Raw genomic sequence first — 17,624 nt, 5'->3', positions numbered from 1 at the left:
CTTTATTCTGTAAGCCCCATAGATTTTAATAATAATTGCGACCGCTCACTATAACACCAAGCACAAACAATCGTTTGATTCGAATTAACTATTTTTTTCATTTGTTCTTCGGAAAGATCGTTAACATCCAGAACATCTACATGCTCTTTACTTCCCCATTTAGCCAAATCATCTTTAAAAAAGTCTTTTTCTACCTCAAGTCCTCCGTCTACTGTTCCATGAGTACCTGTAAGAACGGTAACCTTTCCCTGTGCCTCATCAACAATTTTAGAAAAATGTCGTTGTTTAATTCTATCAGTTGAAACGTGCACTTCTCCGCCATTGGCATTTTTAACTGAATAAAAAGAAGGTTCTCCCATCCCTCTTAAAATCCCATCATCTGCACCTTCAAAAAAATCAGATACATACGGTACTTCTTGACCATGGGTACCAAAACCGCCGCGCTCATTTACTACTTTTTCAGATAATAAATGTGCTTCAGAACTGTAGTTGCCATCGAAATTTGATAATGATTTTGATGAACTACTATTTTTTATTTTTTGTCCAAACTTACTTCCTGACTCACTAATCTGGTTTACTGCTTTACCAAAGCCTTCACTTGCGGCTTGTGCTCCATTCTGAATCACTTTTGGAGTGACTTTTTTGACACCGTTACCAATCATTTCACTAACAGCTTTACCAGCTTTGGAATTCACAACGCCAACAGTAGCTGCACCGATACCAGCACTTATACCGACAGATTTCCAGTCCAATTCGGAAAAGCTTTTGCCTTGCATCATTTGGCTGGCGATATCCGATAAACCGTTCTCGGCAGCCCCCAGCGCCATTTTAGTCGCAATCGCTCCACCAGCTCCCAGCGGTCCAAAGATCGCTCCCGTCACGGCTCCGATAAACGACTCCCGCAATGCGGTCGTCGCGTATTCCCCGAAGTCGCTCACTTCCCCTCGGGCGATGTCGGATGCGGCTTGGACGCCGACGGCGATTCCGCCTGCGGCTACTGCGCCAACGGCGACAGCGCCGACGATGAGCGGGCCGGCACCTAGCGTGGCAACGGTGAAGGCTGCCAGTGCGGCTACGCCGACAACGATAGCGAGTCCGCCCAGCACGTTGCGGCCGAGCTTGCCCCAATCGAATGGCTTAGGTGGATCGGGCGGTGGTGGTGGCGTGCCTTCCTTGGGTGCATCATCATAGGCAGCGTATGCCGTACGATCTCTACCATCTGCCCATACATTTTGACCGAGCACGTGGTATTCGCCCTCCACAGCGATACCGGAGGATGCTTCTGTTTTGTACGCCATGATCATCTCGGCAGCGTTTAGGATGACCTTCTTTTTACTTTTGAGTACGATATCTTCCTTACCGGTAATGGTAAGCTTTTTGGGGCTACGGATGACCACACCGACGCCGTCTTGCAGGCTAATCGACAGCGTACCCTCTGGATTACCGTAAAAGTGAACATGATCTGGTGCGATCTTCAATTCGCTACCATGCTCACTACCATAGTAACGCGTATTCGGATCTCTCGTTTTTGGCGCAGTTGCGCCGTTCGTACGTACGGAGCCTAACACTTGAGCATGTAAGCCGCTACCATCTGGATGATACAGACTTGCTTTTGTACCGACCTGTGGCATGCTGTACATGGGACTTCCAGTCGGTGGAGCAAATGGATACCAGTGTGGATCGGCTTTGCCATCGTCCTGATCGACATCCAGCTTGAGCTTCACTTCTTCGCCGCGTACCTCCAGTACGGTTCCTTCAAGGGATACGCCAACGGCTTTTGCATTCAAAATGACGGGATGCCGCACACCTGATTCGCGAGCGAGCACATAATTGAATAATAGCTCGCCCTTTTCCATATGAGCGTGTAGCTCTTTGACGACTAGCTGCTTATCTCGGAAACGGACGCGATCGCCAATCGCTAATGGCTCATTATATTGCAATTCATACCGAAAAAAGTCCGTATCGTGCAGCTCTGCTCCGGTCGCCACAGCTCGCTGATATGCCGCTAGATCCTTATGCGCAGTATATGGTGTAGTGTCCGGTACCATAACTTCCTTACCCTCAGGCAGACCAAAATGCAGATACGGCTTTACGGATTTTAGCATATCACAAACGATAACCGACTGTAATGTGCTGGCTAGCCGTTTACTCAGCTCCCAATCCGTCTCCTCATATTGCAAGGTCGCATCGCCAATCTCTTTATCCGCACCCGTATGAAATTCAACCTCACTGCCAGGATAATCCTCGATGACCTTGGTGAGCAATTGCTCGTAGGTCTGTGTCGGCTCGGGAAAAGTACGCTTGCGCTTTTTCACATCCCAGAGTGAGGATGCGCTAATACCTTCAATGCTAATTTTATGTACGCTATTTTGACGATGGGCTTCCACTTTATTCACAACACCACGAAATAAAGGGGTTTCGATGCCGAGTCCCATCCAGATTGGGGTATTGTAAAACACTTCAATTTCGTCCTGAACGGAGGCCGTCAGTGGCATCTCCATCTGCAATTGCTCATCCATCCAACCGGTAAGCACTAGCTTGGCATGCTCGCCGGGCTGCCAGTCGATTTGCAGCTCATGAATATGCAGGAGTGGATACGGGCATTTGACCCTGATTTGATCGTAACCAATCACCTTGTCGACCTCCGATTCCGATGTAGCTGTAATGTGTGTTGCTGCTTTTTTGATATTGGTTTTCTGGCTGATGCCGTCTTGATCGGATTACTCCTGTCCGCTCGATTCAAACGTAATGCTTCCTTTATACATGCACATATGACAGGACGATGTGGTCAAGGCAGGCTTGTTTTCCACACGCGTCTTCTTCATCGTATTCATCCACGGCTGCATGAGCATAGGCTTACATGGCTTGCCCTCTACCTGCCCGCCGTTCTCCCCTACTAAATACACCTTGGCTGAGCTGGGATTGGCTGAACTGCTGCATACGCCAAAGCTAGGTACATTAACGGACTTGTAATCGTCCTCGTTCATCATCGGCTTTGTTTTGACAAACGCACCATGACTGGCGGGCAGATTGATTTTACGCTTATGGGAACCGCAGCTGCATCGCATAGATGCGCCGCGTACGACATAGTATTCATCCGACATCTACTGTTCCTCCTTTGTGTGTAGCATCGGGTTGATCGGCTGATGAAGAGCCTGGATCGATTCATGTGCTTATCTGTACAGGCAGGCAATGATGTGATACACAGGCTTGGCTCTAATCCATATTTGGATGTAGCTCGTTGAGTGCTTACCTATCGACTACTGAGTAAAAAGATGACCAACGCCATTATGGAAATGTTGAATTGAAATTAGATGATTTGACGAGTTTATTCTACAAATGGCTGTACAGCTCGGTATACCGTTCGAGGTGCTGCAACTTCGAGCTTTTGTAGTGTAATGCCAGTCATGTCGCGTCGAAGTATGCTTTCAGCAACATCAAGACGAATAACGATCTGCGGTTTGGCACTTTCGCCGATTTTGAAAATTTTACGTCGTGGCAAGCGGCTACGATCCAGTACAATATGCTGGAGCAGGGTGCGATCGGCATTCCATTCGCTATCCTCGTGCAGGATGTTGACCGCAGCAGGAAATGCTAGATGATACGTCATTTGCAGCGACAGCTCTAGATTCATCAGTACGACTGGATGAAAGCTCATATGCGGCTCATACATACTCCACAGCTTCATCATACGAGCGGAGACTAATGGCAAAGCTTCATCTAGATAATCGAGATATTCACTATCCTCATGGCTTTGCATATACAAACCAAGCGGCTGCTGCAAATCGCCAGGCTGTATAAACTCAGGCTTGAGAGCAGGTAACTGGCGGCTAAGCGGTTCTAGCTGTGGAATATCTGTATAGCGCCAATCCTGTGTAAGCAGAAAATAGTCCATCGTAGCTTCTCACCTTTCTCACGTCTATAACCTATGAGCTGACGCAGAAGTATTGTTGATCCCTTTGATCTGAGCAGCACTCAAAATAATATCTATCAGCCATCTAGCTACGCTTTGCTTACCACAAAGCTCAATCGAGCTGGCTTACTTCCGATTGCTCTACGCCCTCCTGATGCAGCAGCTCGCACTCGTCATGAAACTCTCCAGCGTAGATGGAGCAGTCGGACGTTTTGTTCAATGCAAGCCATGTCGGATGCTCCAGCCAATAGGGTAGCAGTGCCTGCACGATATGCATGGTGAGCGTATGATATTTGATTGCTTCTAGCTGCATGATTTTCTCGATATCCATTACCGCGATGCGGCGACCGTATGATTTGCGTTGCTCCTTGAGCTGCTGCATCCGCTGGAAAAGCGGATCGAATATCAACCCGGCATCCCAATAAGCGGCGCTATCGGTGTCATCCAAAAACCAGCGTTGATCATGACAGTCGATTCGGTACTGCGCCCGATTGTGTAACAACGATGTGCGTAGCAGAGAAATATAAATATGACGCACAGGCCCTTTTTCACCAATCGTCTGTAAACGGCTCGCTTCATTACAGGACTGCTCCAGTGCGGATATCAGTGTATCGATTAACTGCTGCTCGTGCTGGATGCAATTATTTTCAATGAGTGGCACATCATCCAGCCAGCCACTTAATACATGCTGCTCTAGAAACTCCTGCATCGCTTCATCTCGAGTCGGCAATCTCATTCGATATTCACCTTGCCTCCGGTCAGACGCACATCATCCTTGATATTGACAGTGGCTCCGCCCTGCACAAAGTCGACGCCTTCCTTGCCCTCGATCATAATTTTCGTTTTGCCCGTGATCTCGATGTCTTCATCCGCGGTCATAATGATCTTTTTGTTGCTGTTAATCTCTACGCCGCCGTCATCGGTCATACGCATCAGCAATTCGCCGTTCGCGATAATCTCCACAGCACCTGGACGGAACACAATCTGTTTGCCGTATTTGGTACTGATACTTTTCACTGCGGGATCGCTACGCTTGGCTGGATCGGACGATTTGAGATCGACGGAGCTGGCCACAAAAGCATGCTGCTCTCGTTCATTCGGGAAATAGAGTCGTATCTGATCGTTCACCTCTGGCATTGCATACCAGCCACTGCCATCCGGTGAGGAATACACAGTCGAATACGGAAACCACATCGCGCCGCTGTCTTCGGAGCCCTGATCGATATCCAGCTTGATCTTGACCTGATCCTTCATGATGTCGATCACTTTGCCGAACAGCGACGAACCGGATAGATCGTATGGCCAGATGATTCGGTTGCGGAAGCTTGGGCGATCCCTTAAAATATAACGTCCCATCAGCACCTCATCGTCAATCCCAATCTCAGCAGAGGCAATATATAGCACTTTGTTTAGAAACTGAACGGGTGTACCGAGCTCTAACAATTCGTAGCTGCTCACCTCGTAACTAATGCTCGATTCTTCCAAATCATCTGGAATATCGTTATTCGCTTTGAGCTTATGCTCCATCAAGTCTTTTTTGACCGTGTAATTGTATTCATTCAGGGTAATGGGCGTATCGCCTTCTGGCACACCAATCATCAGCTTCAATCCCGGTTGCGTGGACATCGGGATCAGTGGTGCATGTAGTCGTGAGGCAAGGCGCTTGAGAAATTCCCAGTCCGTTTCTTTATTCTGTACGAATAGCTCGCCCAGATACTGACCATTGGACGCCTCGTCCAGCACTTTGGCTTCGGTATAGCCAGAGGCGATATGGTTGAATAGATCGCGATATGTATCTTCGGTTTTTTGAAAAGAACGCTGTTTTTTCTCGATATCCATTTTGGAGGTCAGACTCTGTGCTTCGATGTGCAGCTCACGTACTCCATGCACAGCCTTGATCGATATATTGGTGACTGTTCCTTGAAATAAGCGCTCTCGCTCGCTATATACATCCTCCAGCAGATTCGTAATAAACACCTCAATCTGCTCATTCTCATCAGCATGCTCCACATACTGATCCATTAATTCCTCCGGTACGATACCGCTAAGCGTAAAGGTCACATGCTCATTCAGATTTTTCACGATCTTGAGATCGAGAATACGCTCAAACTGATACGGCTGCACATCCAGATCACCAATACTGAAAATATCCGGAAACAGCATCGGCAGTTCGCCATTGGACAGGTCAGGCCATTTCGATCTAGATGAAGAAGTTGGCATAAAGCTCATTGCGATGCTCCCCCTTCCGGTGTGGTCGTATAGATGGTTTGCAGCATTTGCAGGATAAGTGGTCGCCATTCCGCATAACTTTTGTATGGACAGCTAAAGCCGCCGATGATCGTTTCGCCATCCAGCTCTAGATAAAACATCAGTCGATACGCAGGCTGATCGAGTGCCGGGCTTTTAAAGTCAAAGTAGCCGATGCGTTTACCATTCACCTGCTCGATCTTTTGCTCGTAAAATACATTCGTCGGCTGTATATTACGGACCATCTGCTTCATGCCGTCCACCAGCTCAGGAATCCAGTCATCCTGTAGCGGCTGATCGACATGCTGGAATGTAAGATCCACCTCGCAGCGTCCATTGGTCAGGATAACGGCTGGACGATCCTCATACGGGTATTTAGCTTTTTGCATCGATTTGGACATAAGCTGAAACGATTCCGGCACATACATATGCAGTCGGTTATCAAAAAAGGAACGCAGAGCAAACGTGTACTCCCTTCCCTCCGCTTCAACCGGTCCGTTCAGAATATTATGATTCCGCTGTTGCTCTTCCCATTCATTTAACACAGCAGCGATCTTCTCATCTTCAAATGGCATCGGTGATTCCTCCTTATCTTGTCAGCCAGGCTGCATTGTGATCAATCGACAATCATACGCCCACCCGGGCTGCGATTCCCCCAGCGTGACGAGCTTCTTTTACCGCGCGCAGCGTCCTGCAAAATAACGGTCAACTGGCGGTGCAGCTTCATATTGCTACCACTAACCAGTTCAGTCTGATTGCGAGCAGCGATATAGTGCTCCAGCACAGTACGTTCCACACGCTGTGTATTTAACGCCATAAAAGCAAAGGCATAATCCGCAGCCTCCTGTGTACCCGTCTGCAATAGCTCGCGTGCAAAGCGATGTATCACTTCCGGTCGTAGTGTGCACTGCCCAATGCCTGCATAACAGGCAGATACGGGATTCCACGTATTAAATTCGGTCACCATATCGGCAAAATCAATATAATCTGAACGTAGTACGGCACCCTGCTTTAATTTAAATCGTCCCAATTCCAACTCATCTGCTGAGGGCTGCTGCTCATCCAGAATAAGCATACCTGCCAATCGTTCAAAATCACGATCCGATCCATTATCTTCAAAGCGAATACGCAAAATCTGCTCGTTCTCAGTCGCTTCATAAAACAACCTTTGCGACTGCTCCAGCATATACAGGTGACCACGGAACTTAACCAGACCTGGAGCGACAATCAGCTCTGCCGGATCAACGGTCACATGGGCACCGCTCAGAATGCCATCACTGTATTCGTCATATTCGATATTCGCCAGTACACGCGGGTAGTCACGCACCTGCTCTAGCATCTCGGTTTTGAGCACACGTCCCTTTTCAAAGCGAGGTTGAATATACGTAAACACTGCACCACCTCCTTTCGTTACGATCCTAATCATCTAACATATGGGTTGGAATGGATATGATTCAGAACTTGAAATCGATTTAGTATTAAAACTGTTCCTGGTCAAAGTACCAGACAGAGCATGTAAGCAAACTCGTTTGCTTACACGTCCTGGCTCTATCAAATTCCCTTTACTTCGTACCATCGAAGAAATCAAGCTCGGACAGATCATTTTCAAAAGCGAAAAATTGACGATCCGCTACGTACAATTGCTCGTTATCGCGCATAACGGGTACGATGTTGAAGCCCCAGCGCTGTTCACCGGCAAATACAAAAAACTTCGTTTCTCCATTGCTAATACTATCCGTCTCATCCTGAATGATGTACGCTCCATACATCTCTTCAATCTCTTCATATACAACCGGACGGAAGCTATCTGCCCAGCCTTTATACACATAGCGGTGGCGCAGGCTGCCATCATCTGCCCAGACGAGAAACTCAATCTCGGTCGTATGCTGGGGTCTGGATACATTACCAAAGGTCTGACCGCGCTCCAAACTGCGAATGAGCGTCATCTCCTGACGGGTATGTGTATAGGCGGTGACTGAATACGGGATTGCTGGTGTTTCGTTAGTCAGAACAGGCTTGATCATACCGATCTTTTTGGCGTTCAAATAACGAATTGCACCACGCAGACAGGCAAGCTTCAGATCGGGCACCTGACTGTTTTCCTTTGTTTTCTGGCGGAATTCGATGCTACGACCTGGTACGAACTCCTTCAACGCTTCACGGAACACGTCAATTCGGCAGGATTGTCCGGTTAATTTAATAATAGAGAAGTCCTGCAAGCGTCCATCCTGATAAAATTCATCCAGAAACTTGCGTACAATCTCATAAATATCCGCTTTGATCAGTTGATTGATCTCACGGATGTTGAACACCACATCGGGTGGACGATATTCATTACGCAAGCGTCCATCTGGCTCTGCTACAGATAGGAACCAGCGATCCACCCGTGTAATCTTGATATCGCTATCCATCGTCATCTCACTATCATCATGGAATCGACTACGCAAAATCCCTGTTTTACGGAAAAACTCCTGCTTCATCTGATCTGCCATCGCCCATAGGAAATAGAAATTGCCACGCACACGCTGGTATTCGTCCCGGCTGCGCTGCTCATAATCACGGTACTTGGTCGGGATAATCTTTTCCGCTTCCAGATAGCGTGCTTCCATTCCTTCATACACTGCGCGAATCCCGTACTCATCCACATAACGGAACAGCTCTGCACCCGGAATATCGATCAGTGCATCCATATCAATCCGGCGCTGCTGACCACTGTACCATTCGGCAAATACGATCTTCATCCATTGCATAATGCGATATGTAATATTGTTACCGCCAAAGTTGGTATCACCATTTTCATAGCTGGTGTGAATATCCAAACCGTATGAAATACGACCCTCATGAATGCTGAAGCGACAGGAGCTAAGATCGGTTGTACCGCCGCCGCAGTCGATTACGAGTGCTTGATATTCCTCGCCGTCTACATACGTTCCTTTATCGATCTGATCGGCAATCGTGTTGTATAGCACCGACATGCCTTCATCCAGCGCATCCTCGGTTTCAATCTTGTACTCGGGCAGCATACGAGTGAACATATCCAGAAACTGAGTTTTCAGCTTAACCGGACTGGAAATATGCAGATGGGTAAATCGGCATTTGAACTGCTGCTCTGCCGTTTCTACCACATACGACATGTATCCCTTCAAAATATCACCACGGCTCAAATAAGCTGTATTACCCGCCGCATCCATCAGCTCTTCGGTACGCTCGTAATCGTTCACCCAGCGCTTCATACCACGAAATACCGTCGCCCGGCTGTTATGTCCGTTGCGCTGAATATAAGCAAGTGCATCATAGCCGTACACCATGCGTACATTGTCGGCATCTGCACAATCTGCTGCCGCAGCAAGTGTAGGCAGTAGCTCCAGCCATTGCTCCTGCTTATCGGTCACATTTGGAAATACGACATAGTTAATCTCGTCACGTTTGCGATACGGAGTATTTTGTCCAAATAATCGATCCTGATTGCGTAGCCCATGGTCTTCTGGCTGTAATGCCTGTCCATAGCCGCTACCCAGATAAGCGCCTGCTGTCGTATTGGATGTGCCAAAGTCGATTGCCAGCACGGTATCCGTTGGCTCAGGTATACGGATTTCCAGTTCGGCCACAGGTACACGATAATAATGCAAATTAGCCGGAATAAGCGGACGATCGCTGTAATACGCATGGTACAGATAATCCGAATCCTGTCTGCGAGTAAAATACAGGCTATAGTTCTGGTTCGCTGTCATCCGATATTCCCAGTGACTCGGTGCAGTGAGCAAATATTTGCCTGGCTCATCTTCCTGCCCTTTTACATTTAAAATACCGCACAGCTCCCCGTTATCGTTCACGAGCAGCACATTCTCACCCAGACCCGGCCCAGCTTCAATCACATAGTTGTCGAGCAAGCCAAGTCGAATGCCCTGATACAGCACAATCCGTGCGGGTACGCGAATGCTGCCATGATCGGGCTTTTGCGCATTTAGATAACGTCCTAACACTGATACGATACGTTCAAAGCCGCCTTTGCGATAATGCTCAATACGTAGCGTATGCTGCATGCCACGGAATTTGAGAATAGTACGAATTAATTCTTCCCGATCCAGCGTACCGGCAATCCCTTCAACCAGACGCTCCTTATAACAAATATTACGCAGCTCAAAGGTGGTCATTTCCTCTAGCTCGTCTCGGGTGAAACGGGCTTGCCCTTTGCTACTCTGACGCTCCAATGGATGATTGTGCAGCCGATATGAATACATTTTGCTCATTGTGCGATCATCCTTTCGTTGTCTGTATGCCTCTACCCTTGCAGCGGCATCGTGATGTGATGTTAATACAGAGCAATATTATCGATCTTCATCGTCTCGTCTGTACCTACCAGCCCAAAGTGATGAGCCCAGTACATACGTACTTCAAACGGAATCGGTACAAACAGCAACAGCAGTATATTCACCTTGGCACGATTGCTCTCATGATCCGGTTGACCGAGATAGACCAGCATTTCCTGTCGCTCATCTCGATTGACATAAATAAGCGAGCGTGGAAACCAGCGCCGCAGTAGCTGTCGCAGCAGTGCAATCGGTTCACCTGTTTCATATAGCCGCAGCAATTGCTCACCTAGCTGTTCCTGTTCATCCCGATTCAGCATGCCTATATACTGTGCAGCTTCATCTCCGAATACGCCCTGTTCCAGATCGCGTAGCACAAAGCGAATTTCATACTCTCGCCTTGTCATGCCTTCATATCGATCGATCTGTGCCAGAAAATGGATGATCATATCAAACAGCACGGTACGCATCTCTTCATCTTCTTGCAAATCAGGATGAAACCAATTTTTGAACAACGTCTCAAACCGATAATACGGATTCAGCTCTACCTGCTGTCCAACCTCGGTCGCATTCAATTCATTGAGACTTAGCTCCATATAAGGCGAATAGCTCTGCGCTGGAACAAACGTAATCGACGACGCTGGAATACCCTGCTCCTCCGCATGGATGAGCAAATCCCAAATATAATTCATGCCCACACCCCTTTGCATCGATATTCAGGCAAGCGTCGTTGTAGCTCAGCGATAAGATATTGCAACTGATCCTCCTGTAAAAAGGACGGTAATGCTCTAGCTGGCTGCTGTTGAAAGGATAGAGTCAACAGTGGACGGTGAGCATCTGGACGGATATTGTCGCCAAGAAACTCGTTCAGATCCAATGCATTATATTCTGGATGAGGCGGCACGGTTGTATGCGTATGCCTACTATCGCCTATCTGTACATCGATTAGCTCCACACCACGATCATCCGCTAGCATATGAATAAGTCGTTCCATTTCTCCACGCGTGCGTATCGGTAAGGACGGACGCTCGCCATGATGGTGGGCAAATCGATCGGCATACGCGTTATTGAGTAGCGGATAAGGACGATACACCTCATGTCCTTGATCTGGACGGTGAATTTGCAAGATCTGCCAGAAGCCAGATCGTTCCTCGGTCGATACGATCGTCATATCCTGTACACCGCGCTTAATATAGCGAACATCCTCGGCAGACGCATCCACAATATAGCCATGCTCTGTACCGTATCGTTGCAAATGAATCAAATGCTCATAATGAATGCGATCCAGTGCAGGAGTCGGAAAGCCTGTACTCTTGATGCGTAGCTGCTGTACATTCCACACAGGAATCCAGCCAGGTCGCTGATATGCCTGGAATTCTTCCATATCTACGGTGATCGATAGAATCTGCTCCTCAGGCGTTGGCTGTACTTTCCAGCGCTGCAACAGCACATCAACGAATTTGTACAGATATGGATGATAGACCGTTTTCCAGCTTAATCCGCTTAATTGGAAGCTTGCATACAGATGCTCCAGACGAGACGTATACTCCCAAGAGGGACGCAGCATCGTATGCACCTCATATTGCCCGATATCGGTTGTCACTACAGCACGAAATGTACGTCCACTATGTGCCAGCTGCTGTACCTGTGCCGTATCCATTTCGAGAAATAATCGGCAAAGTCGCTGAGCAGATGTTTCGGTCGTCTCTCCTTCTACCGTACCGACTGCTAGCAAATCACGAATATTCAAATGCTGCTGCTCTACATCCTCTGGCAACACCGGATATAGAAACGTACGCGCGCTATCCCAGTCCTCCTGGCGGCAAATAGTGCCATAGATGTCGTATCGATCGCTGACGGTACGGCTCTCATCCAGAACGCGCTGCTCCAAGCGGTTCAGCATTTGCTCCTGATAGTCAACCATATCGATTAAAAAGTCATTGACCAGCTGGCGCATCAATCGGCGATCATCCAGTTGGGTCAAGCGTTGAATGCGGTCATGCATGATGGATTGCAGCTGGCGTTTCATTTGGGGGCTCCTTTGGGAATGACATGGTTTGGCTTTCATATGCAGGGAGCCGCTTCGGGAAGAGATAGGGGAACGGACTCGGGTGGAGGTACGAGAATCTACGGAGTAGGATGAAATGTAGATTCTCGCACCTCCAAAGTCGTCCTTATCCCCTATTCTCTTCCCTACGCTCCGTGCATATGCGCCATGTTCAGTTTCCAAAGGCTTGGGTGGGGCAGCAGTTTAAGGGCAAGGGCTTTGGAAAGCTGAACTGTTGGAAAAGACTTTGGATTACTGGTTTTATGAATAGATAACTTTAGAATGTGATGGTGTAGATGATTAAGCTTGTTTACGTTACTTTTATGAGCCGTTAGCTACGCCGCTGTCGGTGATGCCTGTGGAGTCGGTTGAGTTGGACTCTTGAGCAGGCTTGCTTGTTCCCTGGCTGGCTGCGGTTGTGCCTGTGCCATTTAGGGTGCCGGTTGTTTCGTTGTTGCTGGATGCTGGTGGTAGCATGTTGTTCATAGCGGCGTTTTGCTGGGCTGCCTGGTTTTGGGCAGCGATAGCGGCTTCGGCGCGTTTGTCTTGTTGTTCCTCGACTTTGCTAATTTTGCGTTCGATGGATAGGACTTTTTCCAGCTTGTCGATGTCTTGATAGATGCCCTGTGCATCATCGTAAGCGGTAACGGCGAGCTCGTAGTTACCCGCGTCGAGTGCTTTGTCGCCTCGTTTTTCCTGTTTTTCGGCACGCAGCTCCTGAGTTTGCTGTTGAATTTCGTCGAGCTTGGCCTGGGTGTCATTTAGCTTGGTGGTGACATCCTTCTGAGCGTCGGTATAAGCGACCTGAGTCGCTTCCTTGTTGGCTTGCTCGTATAGCTTTTTAGCAGCGCTATATTCACCGGATTGGAATTTGAGGTCTGCCTGCTGTACGGTTTCGTTTACATTTTCAAAGGCTTCCGTCTGATCGAGTCGCTTTTGAATATCCGTCTGGCTGAAAATAGGGTAATTCTCGGCTTGCTGGCGAGCGGCTTTGTAGCTGGTAATCGCCTGATCATATTCCTTTTGCTTGAGATAGCCATCGCCATCAACGAGCGATTGGGCGATCTTCATTTTGTCACCCAGTGTAGCCCGGTGCAGTCGGTCACGGATTTTGATTGCAGCGTTGCGTGCCTCGCTGTACGATTTGAGCGCTTTTTCATAATCGCCCTGCTGGGTGTACTGATCACCTGTTTGCTGATATTCAACCAGATTGGCGGCAGCCTCAGCTTTGCGCTCGATGCTGCGATATGTTGCCCACCATACCCCTCCGCCGAGAACACAAAAGACAAGTGCCGCAATCAGAATACGGCGAATGATGCGCATTTTCTTTTTCGGGTCGTCCTGATAGACCTTATTTATGTAAAGAGCTGCGGCGGTATAGTTGTCATAATGGTATGCCTGCTTGCTCAGCAGCACATCCTCCAGTGTATCGGCGAATGTCTGCGGGTCCTGCGATTCTGCCAGCGCATCAGCAATCTCGGTCTGATCCAGGCCTTTCCATAGCCCGGCAGTTGTCAGCAGTAGCACATCTCCGTCCATCATCCGAGTTTTGCGAATAAAGGACATGCCGAATTGCTCTGGCTTACCGATATATTCCATCAAATTACTGCTTTCCTCGTGATGATACACTTTATCCGGTGCTAGCTTGCCGCGGTCTGCCATCAGCTGCGCCAGACTCTGATCATGACTTTTCACCAGCAGACGTCCATTGCGTAAATGCAGTAAGCGTGCGTTACCACTCGATGCACACACATACTTGGTATAATCGGTCACGATCACGAGCAGACTTGCCTTGAGACGCATACGCCGACTTTCGAATTTGAGCGTTTCATGTGCTTCTTTGAGCCAGCGACGAATGCGCCAGCGCGACAGGCTCGGTTTTTCCATAAAATTCTCTAAAATGATCTTCGCCGCCATCTCGGCGCTACGCTGCTGATCGTCCTCATCTAGCCCGTCAGCGATTACATAACAGGCGCGATCATCCAGCTCGGTATAAGCAAAATAATCCCGATTATCGAGCAAAGAGCCTGCCTCCGAGACGAAAGCTGTCTTTACATCACTGTTTTCTCTTCTCATAGGCTACCTCCCGCTCACACCATGCTCCATAATAATGACTGTCGCATTATCCTGATGCTTCAGTTGTTTTTGTTGAATACTTTCGATAATCCGATCGGCGGCATCCTGTGGTGTCAATTCCGCCTTCAAAATCGCTTCCAGCTCTACCTCGGTTAAGGCATCATAAATGCCATCGCTACACAGCAGTACCTTGTCCCCCGGACGCAGTACAAATGGTGTATCGCAAATCTCCATATGATCAAAGCCTTCATAGCCAAGATAATTCACCAGCTGCTTGCGCTGCGGGCTGCTATCTGCCTGCTGACGTGTCATCTCACCAGACAATACCTTTTGCTGTAAAACGGCTGCGCCGAACGTATGCATCGAATTGACCGGAATAAAGCTACTGTTGCGGAAGATCGTAATAATGCTATCGCCGACTGCGCCCCAGTATAAATGTCGTCCAGTTAGGACAACGGCTGCGAGCGTTGTACCGCCATGATTGCCTTTGAGCTGCTGTACAATCTCTCGATTACTCGCAAATGCCGCTTCCTCCATATAATCTGGAATCTGACGATATTCCTGCACCTGCTCGTAATCCTTCATAAAGGTCGTAACTGCCAGTGTGCTTGCCATCCGACCATGATCCAAACCACTAATGCCATCTGCAAGCACAGCCAGCGTTCCCACGGATGTCGTCTGACTGGCAAAATAATCATCCTGCTCTGGACGTGTTCCAATCGTCTGACCGTTGCCGATCTGTACGCTGTCCATCGGTAATCCGGTATCATTCACATATAGCGATATGCCATTCGTTTGTAATGCCAGCCGATGACGTAGCACCAGCAGTCCACCTAGAATGGCACAGGCACAGACGAATACAATATAAGGCGTTGCCATTGCGCTCATAAGCTCACCCTCCTATTCAGCGACGAGAGCGTTATTTTCCCATTCAAAATGGGCACCACACAGCGGAATGAAAATAAACTTACTGTGACCAAGCTGAAGTACATCATATGGATTCAGCTCAACTGGCGAATAGACCGCCTCGTTGTTATGGTAAGCCAGACCGGAAGCATCACCCGGAAGCAGATAGAAATTGCGCTTTTTCGGATCGTATACGATCACCGCATGATTGCGACGGGAAATGGCATTATCGCCGATAATACGGATATGCATTTCTTCCGCACGACCGATAAAATTCTTCTCTGCCATAATGCGATAATCCTGACCCAGCTGCGGCCCTTCAATGCAGACGAGCCAACCTGTAACGGGATGGATGCCCACCGTTTCGCCGAGATAAGGCATTGTCTTCTCTTCTTCCTCATGAATGCGAACGACCGGACGCGCCCCGCCTGTTCCCGTTTCCATAGCGACTACTGTATTGCAATAAGGGCAGGTGCTGCCGTGTCTTCTTGTGCTGAACATATGTCCATTGGGGCATCTTGTTAAACTCATCGTTGTCATCTCCCAGTATCAATTTACGAGCAATCTCGTATTGGCAATATATAAAACATCCCCGGGTCCAATCGGATAGGGACGTCCAATTTCGATTTTATTGGATTTGTTCTCTGTCGCTGGACGAATCCCCGTTCCGTTGCTGGAATCAGCATCCTCTACATACCAGAGACCATTCACACAATTCAATACCGCATGCTGGCTACTCACCAGCGAGGCATAATCACTGCCTGATAGATCGATATCCACACGGTTATGACGTGTATTTTTGCCGATCAGCATGCTCGTTTCACCAACAATATCCCAGCCCTTAATCCGTTCTCCAAATTCATCAATCAGAATGATTTCACGAATCGGTTCGTACACGGCTACCTCGTGCTTGTCCTTAACCCAGCGATCATAGATCAACCAGCCTATAGCCGCTATGATCATCAGAACAACGAGTATTCGAAGTACAATTGAAGGTGTCATAAACACATAGATGATCGTTGCCAGTGACAGGACGGCAATACTGATATCGACACTCCATAATGCTGCGGTTCTCTCGGATTTCATATATGTACAACCTCCATTGCCAGACTGAGCTTCATTGACGTTTCCCAAAATATCGATCAAAAAGCTGTGAGGTGTCCAGCGGATTTTTGCTTGTTTTATTACCGGTGTCTTCCTTTTTCTCTCCATTGGTCGTAAAGCCAAAAAAGCGTTCAAACTGCGTCTGTACATCACGCGGATCGAAGTCTGGACGTGCAGTCGTGCGAGTACGCTCTCCATTAGCAGCGGTTGCTCTGGACTGACGTTGTTCGGAAGTGGTTCGTTTTAGTGATTCATCATATCGAGTGCGATTCTGTTCATCACCCAGTGTTTCATAGGCTTGCTGAATCTGCTTGAAGCGTTGCGCTGCATCAGCGCTTCCCTGATTACGATCAGGATGGTGCTGCTTGGCTAGCTTGCGATAGGCCTGCTTGATCTGTGCTGCATCGGCTTCGGGAGCTACACCGAGTACCTGATACCAATTGCTCATGGGACGTCCCTTCTTTGCGCTGGAGTAGAGGGTAGAGCCGCGCGGCTGCACGGCTCTGGTAGATCGCTTCTTAGTTAGCGTAACCGCCCTCGATTTTGGCAAGCTCGGTTTTGTCTTTCTTTTGCTTAATGAACAGGCTGAATTGACCAACGCCTTCTACATCACCAAAACGCTCGTTATAGTCAACAACAAATGCGTTCGGGAAATAAATTTTGCGTACTACTTGATCGGCGGAAATAACTTCCAGCGTCACTTTACGATAGCAGTCTGCCTTTTCAGCAGGAACGAGCGACCAGGTTGCCAGCTTCATAGTATCATCTGCTTTGTCGCCATCCGTAGCTGTAAGAATTTTGCCTGTGATACGCAGTGTGGAGCCCACATCGGTCGAGCGTGCGTTGGAATCATCCGGTGTATCCGTGTCGTATACGACTGTTTGAATGTTGTCCAGACCGAGCTCGATTGTTTCTGCGCCTTCTACTTTGAGTGTGAAACCCATTTGTGTTCCTCCTTGGAATAAGTACTTTTTTTATTTTTTATGTAAAGGAACGGAGCCTATGGAGCCGCTCCTAACAT

16 protein-coding genes are annotated in these 17,624 nt (G+C 48.3%); all 16 read right to left on the bottom strand.

Annotation, left to right across the window (positions count from 1 at the left end; all coding sequences use genetic code 11):
• Positions 1 to 2: 2 nt before the first annotated feature.
• The 16 genes from SK066_RS08575 to SK066_RS08500 all read right to left on the bottom strand — a co-directional run bounded on the left by SK066_RS08575 (position 3) and on the right by SK066_RS08500 (position 17,547).
• Positions 3 to 2,633 carry a hypothetical protein gene (locus SK066_RS08575; RefSeq protein WP_320544355.1) on the bottom strand — a complete coding sequence of 877 codons (2,631 nt, stop codon included), beginning with the start codon at positions 2,631 to 2,633 and terminating at the stop codon, positions 3 to 5.
• 87 nt (positions 2,634 to 2,720) lie between these two features.
• The gene (locus SK066_RS08570; protein ID WP_188775158.1) at positions 2,721 to 3,104 is read right to left on the bottom strand and encodes a DUF4280 domain-containing protein; all 384 of its coding nucleotides are present in this window, start codon (positions 3,102 to 3,104) and stop codon (positions 2,721 to 2,723) included.
• A gap of 224 nt (positions 3,105 to 3,328) precedes the next feature.
• Positions 3,329 to 3,895, bottom strand: a complete 567-nt coding sequence (locus SK066_RS08565; protein WP_320544354.1) for a hypothetical protein — start codon at positions 3,893 to 3,895, stop codon at positions 3,329 to 3,331.
• Between the two features lie 130 nt (positions 3,896 to 4,025).
• Positions 4,026 to 4,649: a hypothetical protein gene (locus SK066_RS08560; RefSeq protein WP_320544353.1), complete on the bottom strand. Its 624-nt coding sequence runs from the start codon at positions 4,647 to 4,649 to the stop codon at positions 4,026 to 4,028.
• Positions 4,646 to 6,142, bottom strand: coding sequence for a phage baseplate assembly protein V (locus tag SK066_RS08555; protein ID WP_320544352.1), 1,497 nt, complete (start codon positions 6,140 to 6,142; stop codon positions 4,646 to 4,648). Before SK066_RS08555 ends, SK066_RS08560 begins: the two co-directional genes overlap by 4 nt.
• The gene (locus SK066_RS08550) at positions 6,139 to 6,735 is read right to left on the bottom strand and encodes a hypothetical protein (protein ID WP_320544351.1); all 597 of its coding nucleotides are present in this window, start codon (positions 6,733 to 6,735) and stop codon (positions 6,139 to 6,141) included. The genes SK066_RS08555 and SK066_RS08550 overlap by 4 nt, the downstream gene beginning before the upstream one ends.
• 41 nt (positions 6,736 to 6,776) lie before the next feature.
• Positions 6,777 to 7,553: a DNA and RNA helicase gene (locus SK066_RS08545; RefSeq protein ID WP_320544350.1), complete on the bottom strand. Its 777-nt coding sequence runs from the start codon at positions 7,551 to 7,553 to the stop codon at positions 6,777 to 6,779.
• 169 nt (positions 7,554 to 7,722) lie between these two features.
• Positions 7,723 to 10,410: a molecular chaperone gene (locus tag SK066_RS08540; RefSeq protein ID WP_188775153.1), complete on the bottom strand. Its 2,688-nt coding sequence runs from the start codon at positions 10,408 to 10,410 to the stop codon at positions 7,723 to 7,725.
• A 62-nt stretch (positions 10,411 to 10,472) separates the two neighbouring features.
• Positions 10,473 to 11,162 carry an iron-dependent peroxidase gene (locus SK066_RS08535; protein ID WP_320544349.1) on the bottom strand — a complete coding sequence of 230 codons (690 nt, stop codon included), beginning with the start codon at positions 11,160 to 11,162 and terminating at the stop codon, positions 10,473 to 10,475.
• Positions 11,159 to 12,499 (bottom strand): hypothetical protein, encoded by a 1,341-nt coding sequence (locus tag SK066_RS08530; protein ID WP_320544348.1) that lies wholly within the window; start codon positions 12,497 to 12,499, stop codon positions 11,159 to 11,161. The genes SK066_RS08535 and SK066_RS08530 overlap by 4 nt, the downstream gene beginning before the upstream one ends.
• Before the next feature lie 339 nt (positions 12,500 to 12,838).
• Positions 12,839 to 14,593: a serine/threonine protein phosphatase gene (locus tag SK066_RS08525; RefSeq protein WP_320544347.1), complete on the bottom strand. Its 1,755-nt coding sequence runs from the start codon at positions 14,591 to 14,593 to the stop codon at positions 12,839 to 12,841.
• A 3-nt stretch (positions 14,594 to 14,596) separates the two neighbouring features.
• On the bottom strand, positions 14,597 to 15,481 hold the full coding sequence (locus tag SK066_RS08520; protein WP_250343525.1) for a PP2C family protein-serine/threonine phosphatase: 885 nt from the start codon (positions 15,479 to 15,481) through the stop codon (positions 14,597 to 14,599).
• Between the two features lie 12 nt (positions 15,482 to 15,493).
• Entirely contained in the window at positions 15,494 to 16,030 is a 537-nt protein-coding gene (locus SK066_RS08515; protein WP_188775149.1) for an FHA domain-containing protein, read from the bottom strand.
• Positions 16,031 to 16,048: 18 nt separating this feature from the next.
• Positions 16,049 to 16,585, bottom strand: coding sequence for an FHA domain-containing protein (locus tag SK066_RS08510; protein WP_188775148.1), 537 nt, complete (start codon positions 16,583 to 16,585; stop codon positions 16,049 to 16,051).
• A gap of 31 nt (positions 16,586 to 16,616) precedes the next feature.
• Positions 16,617 to 17,051, bottom strand: a complete 435-nt coding sequence (locus SK066_RS08505) for a J domain-containing protein (RefSeq protein ID WP_188775147.1) — start codon at positions 17,049 to 17,051, stop codon at positions 16,617 to 16,619.
• A gap of 70 nt (positions 17,052 to 17,121) precedes the next feature.
• Complete coding sequence (locus tag SK066_RS08500; protein ID WP_188775146.1) at positions 17,122 to 17,547, bottom strand: membrane-associated protease 1; 426 nt, start codon at positions 17,545 to 17,547, stop codon at positions 17,122 to 17,124.
• Between the last annotated feature and the right edge of the window lie 77 nt (positions 17,548 to 17,624).

It is taken from the genome of Paenibacillus hunanensis (genome assembly GCF_034055775.1).
Classification (GTDB): domain Bacteria; phylum Bacillota; class Bacilli; order Paenibacillales; family Paenibacillaceae; genus Saccharibacillus; species Saccharibacillus hunanensis.
This window is presented reverse-complemented; position numbering and strand designations above follow the sequence as displayed.

Excerpts from the sequence above, each read along its gene's own strand:
- SK066_RS08565 (WP_320544354.1), bottom strand. The coding sequence starts at position 3,895 with ATGGACTATTTTCTGCTTACACAGGATTGGCGCTATACAGATATTCCA.
- SK066_RS08510 (WP_188775148.1), bottom strand. The coding sequence starts at position 16,585 with ATGAAATCCGAGAGAACCGCAGCATTATGGAGTGTCGATATCAGTATT.
- SK066_RS08540 (WP_188775153.1), bottom strand. The coding sequence starts at position 10,410 with ATGAGCAAAATGTATTCATATCGGCTGCACAATCATCCATTGGAGCGT.
- SK066_RS08525 (WP_320544347.1), bottom strand. The coding sequence starts at position 14,593 with ATGAGAAGAGAAAACAGTGATGTAAAGACAGCTTTCGTCTCGGAGGCA.
- SK066_RS08550 (WP_320544351.1), bottom strand. The coding sequence starts at position 6,735 with ATGCCATTTGAAGATGAGAAGATCGCTGCTGTGTTAAATGAATGGGAA.
- SK066_RS08515 (WP_188775149.1), bottom strand. The coding sequence starts at position 16,030 with ATGAGTTTAACAAGATGCCCCAATGGACATATGTTCAGCACAAGAAGA.
- SK066_RS08560 (WP_320544353.1), bottom strand. The coding sequence starts at position 4,649 with ATGAGATTGCCGACTCGAGATGAAGCGATGCAGGAGTTTCTAGAGCAG.
- SK066_RS08500 (WP_188775146.1), bottom strand. The coding sequence starts at position 17,547 with ATGGGTTTCACACTCAAAGTAGAAGGCGCAGAAACAATCGAGCTCGGT.
- SK066_RS08505 (WP_188775147.1), bottom strand. The coding sequence starts at position 17,051 with ATGAGCAATTGGTATCAGGTACTCGGTGTAGCTCCCGAAGCCGATGCA.
- SK066_RS08535 (WP_320544349.1), bottom strand. The coding sequence starts at position 11,162 with ATGAATTATATTTGGGATTTGCTCATCCATGCGGAGGAGCAGGGTATT.
- SK066_RS08530 (WP_320544348.1), bottom strand. The coding sequence starts at position 12,499 with ATGAAACGCCAGCTGCAATCCATCATGCATGACCGCATTCAACGCTTG.
- SK066_RS08520 (WP_250343525.1), bottom strand. The coding sequence starts at position 15,481 with ATGAGCGCAATGGCAACGCCTTATATTGTATTCGTCTGTGCCTGTGCC.
- SK066_RS08555 (WP_320544352.1), bottom strand. The coding sequence starts at position 6,142 with ATGAGCTTTATGCCAACTTCTTCATCTAGATCGAAATGGCCTGACCTG.
- SK066_RS08570 (WP_188775158.1), bottom strand. The coding sequence starts at position 3,104 with ATGTCGGATGAATACTATGTCGTACGCGGCGCATCTATGCGATGCAGC.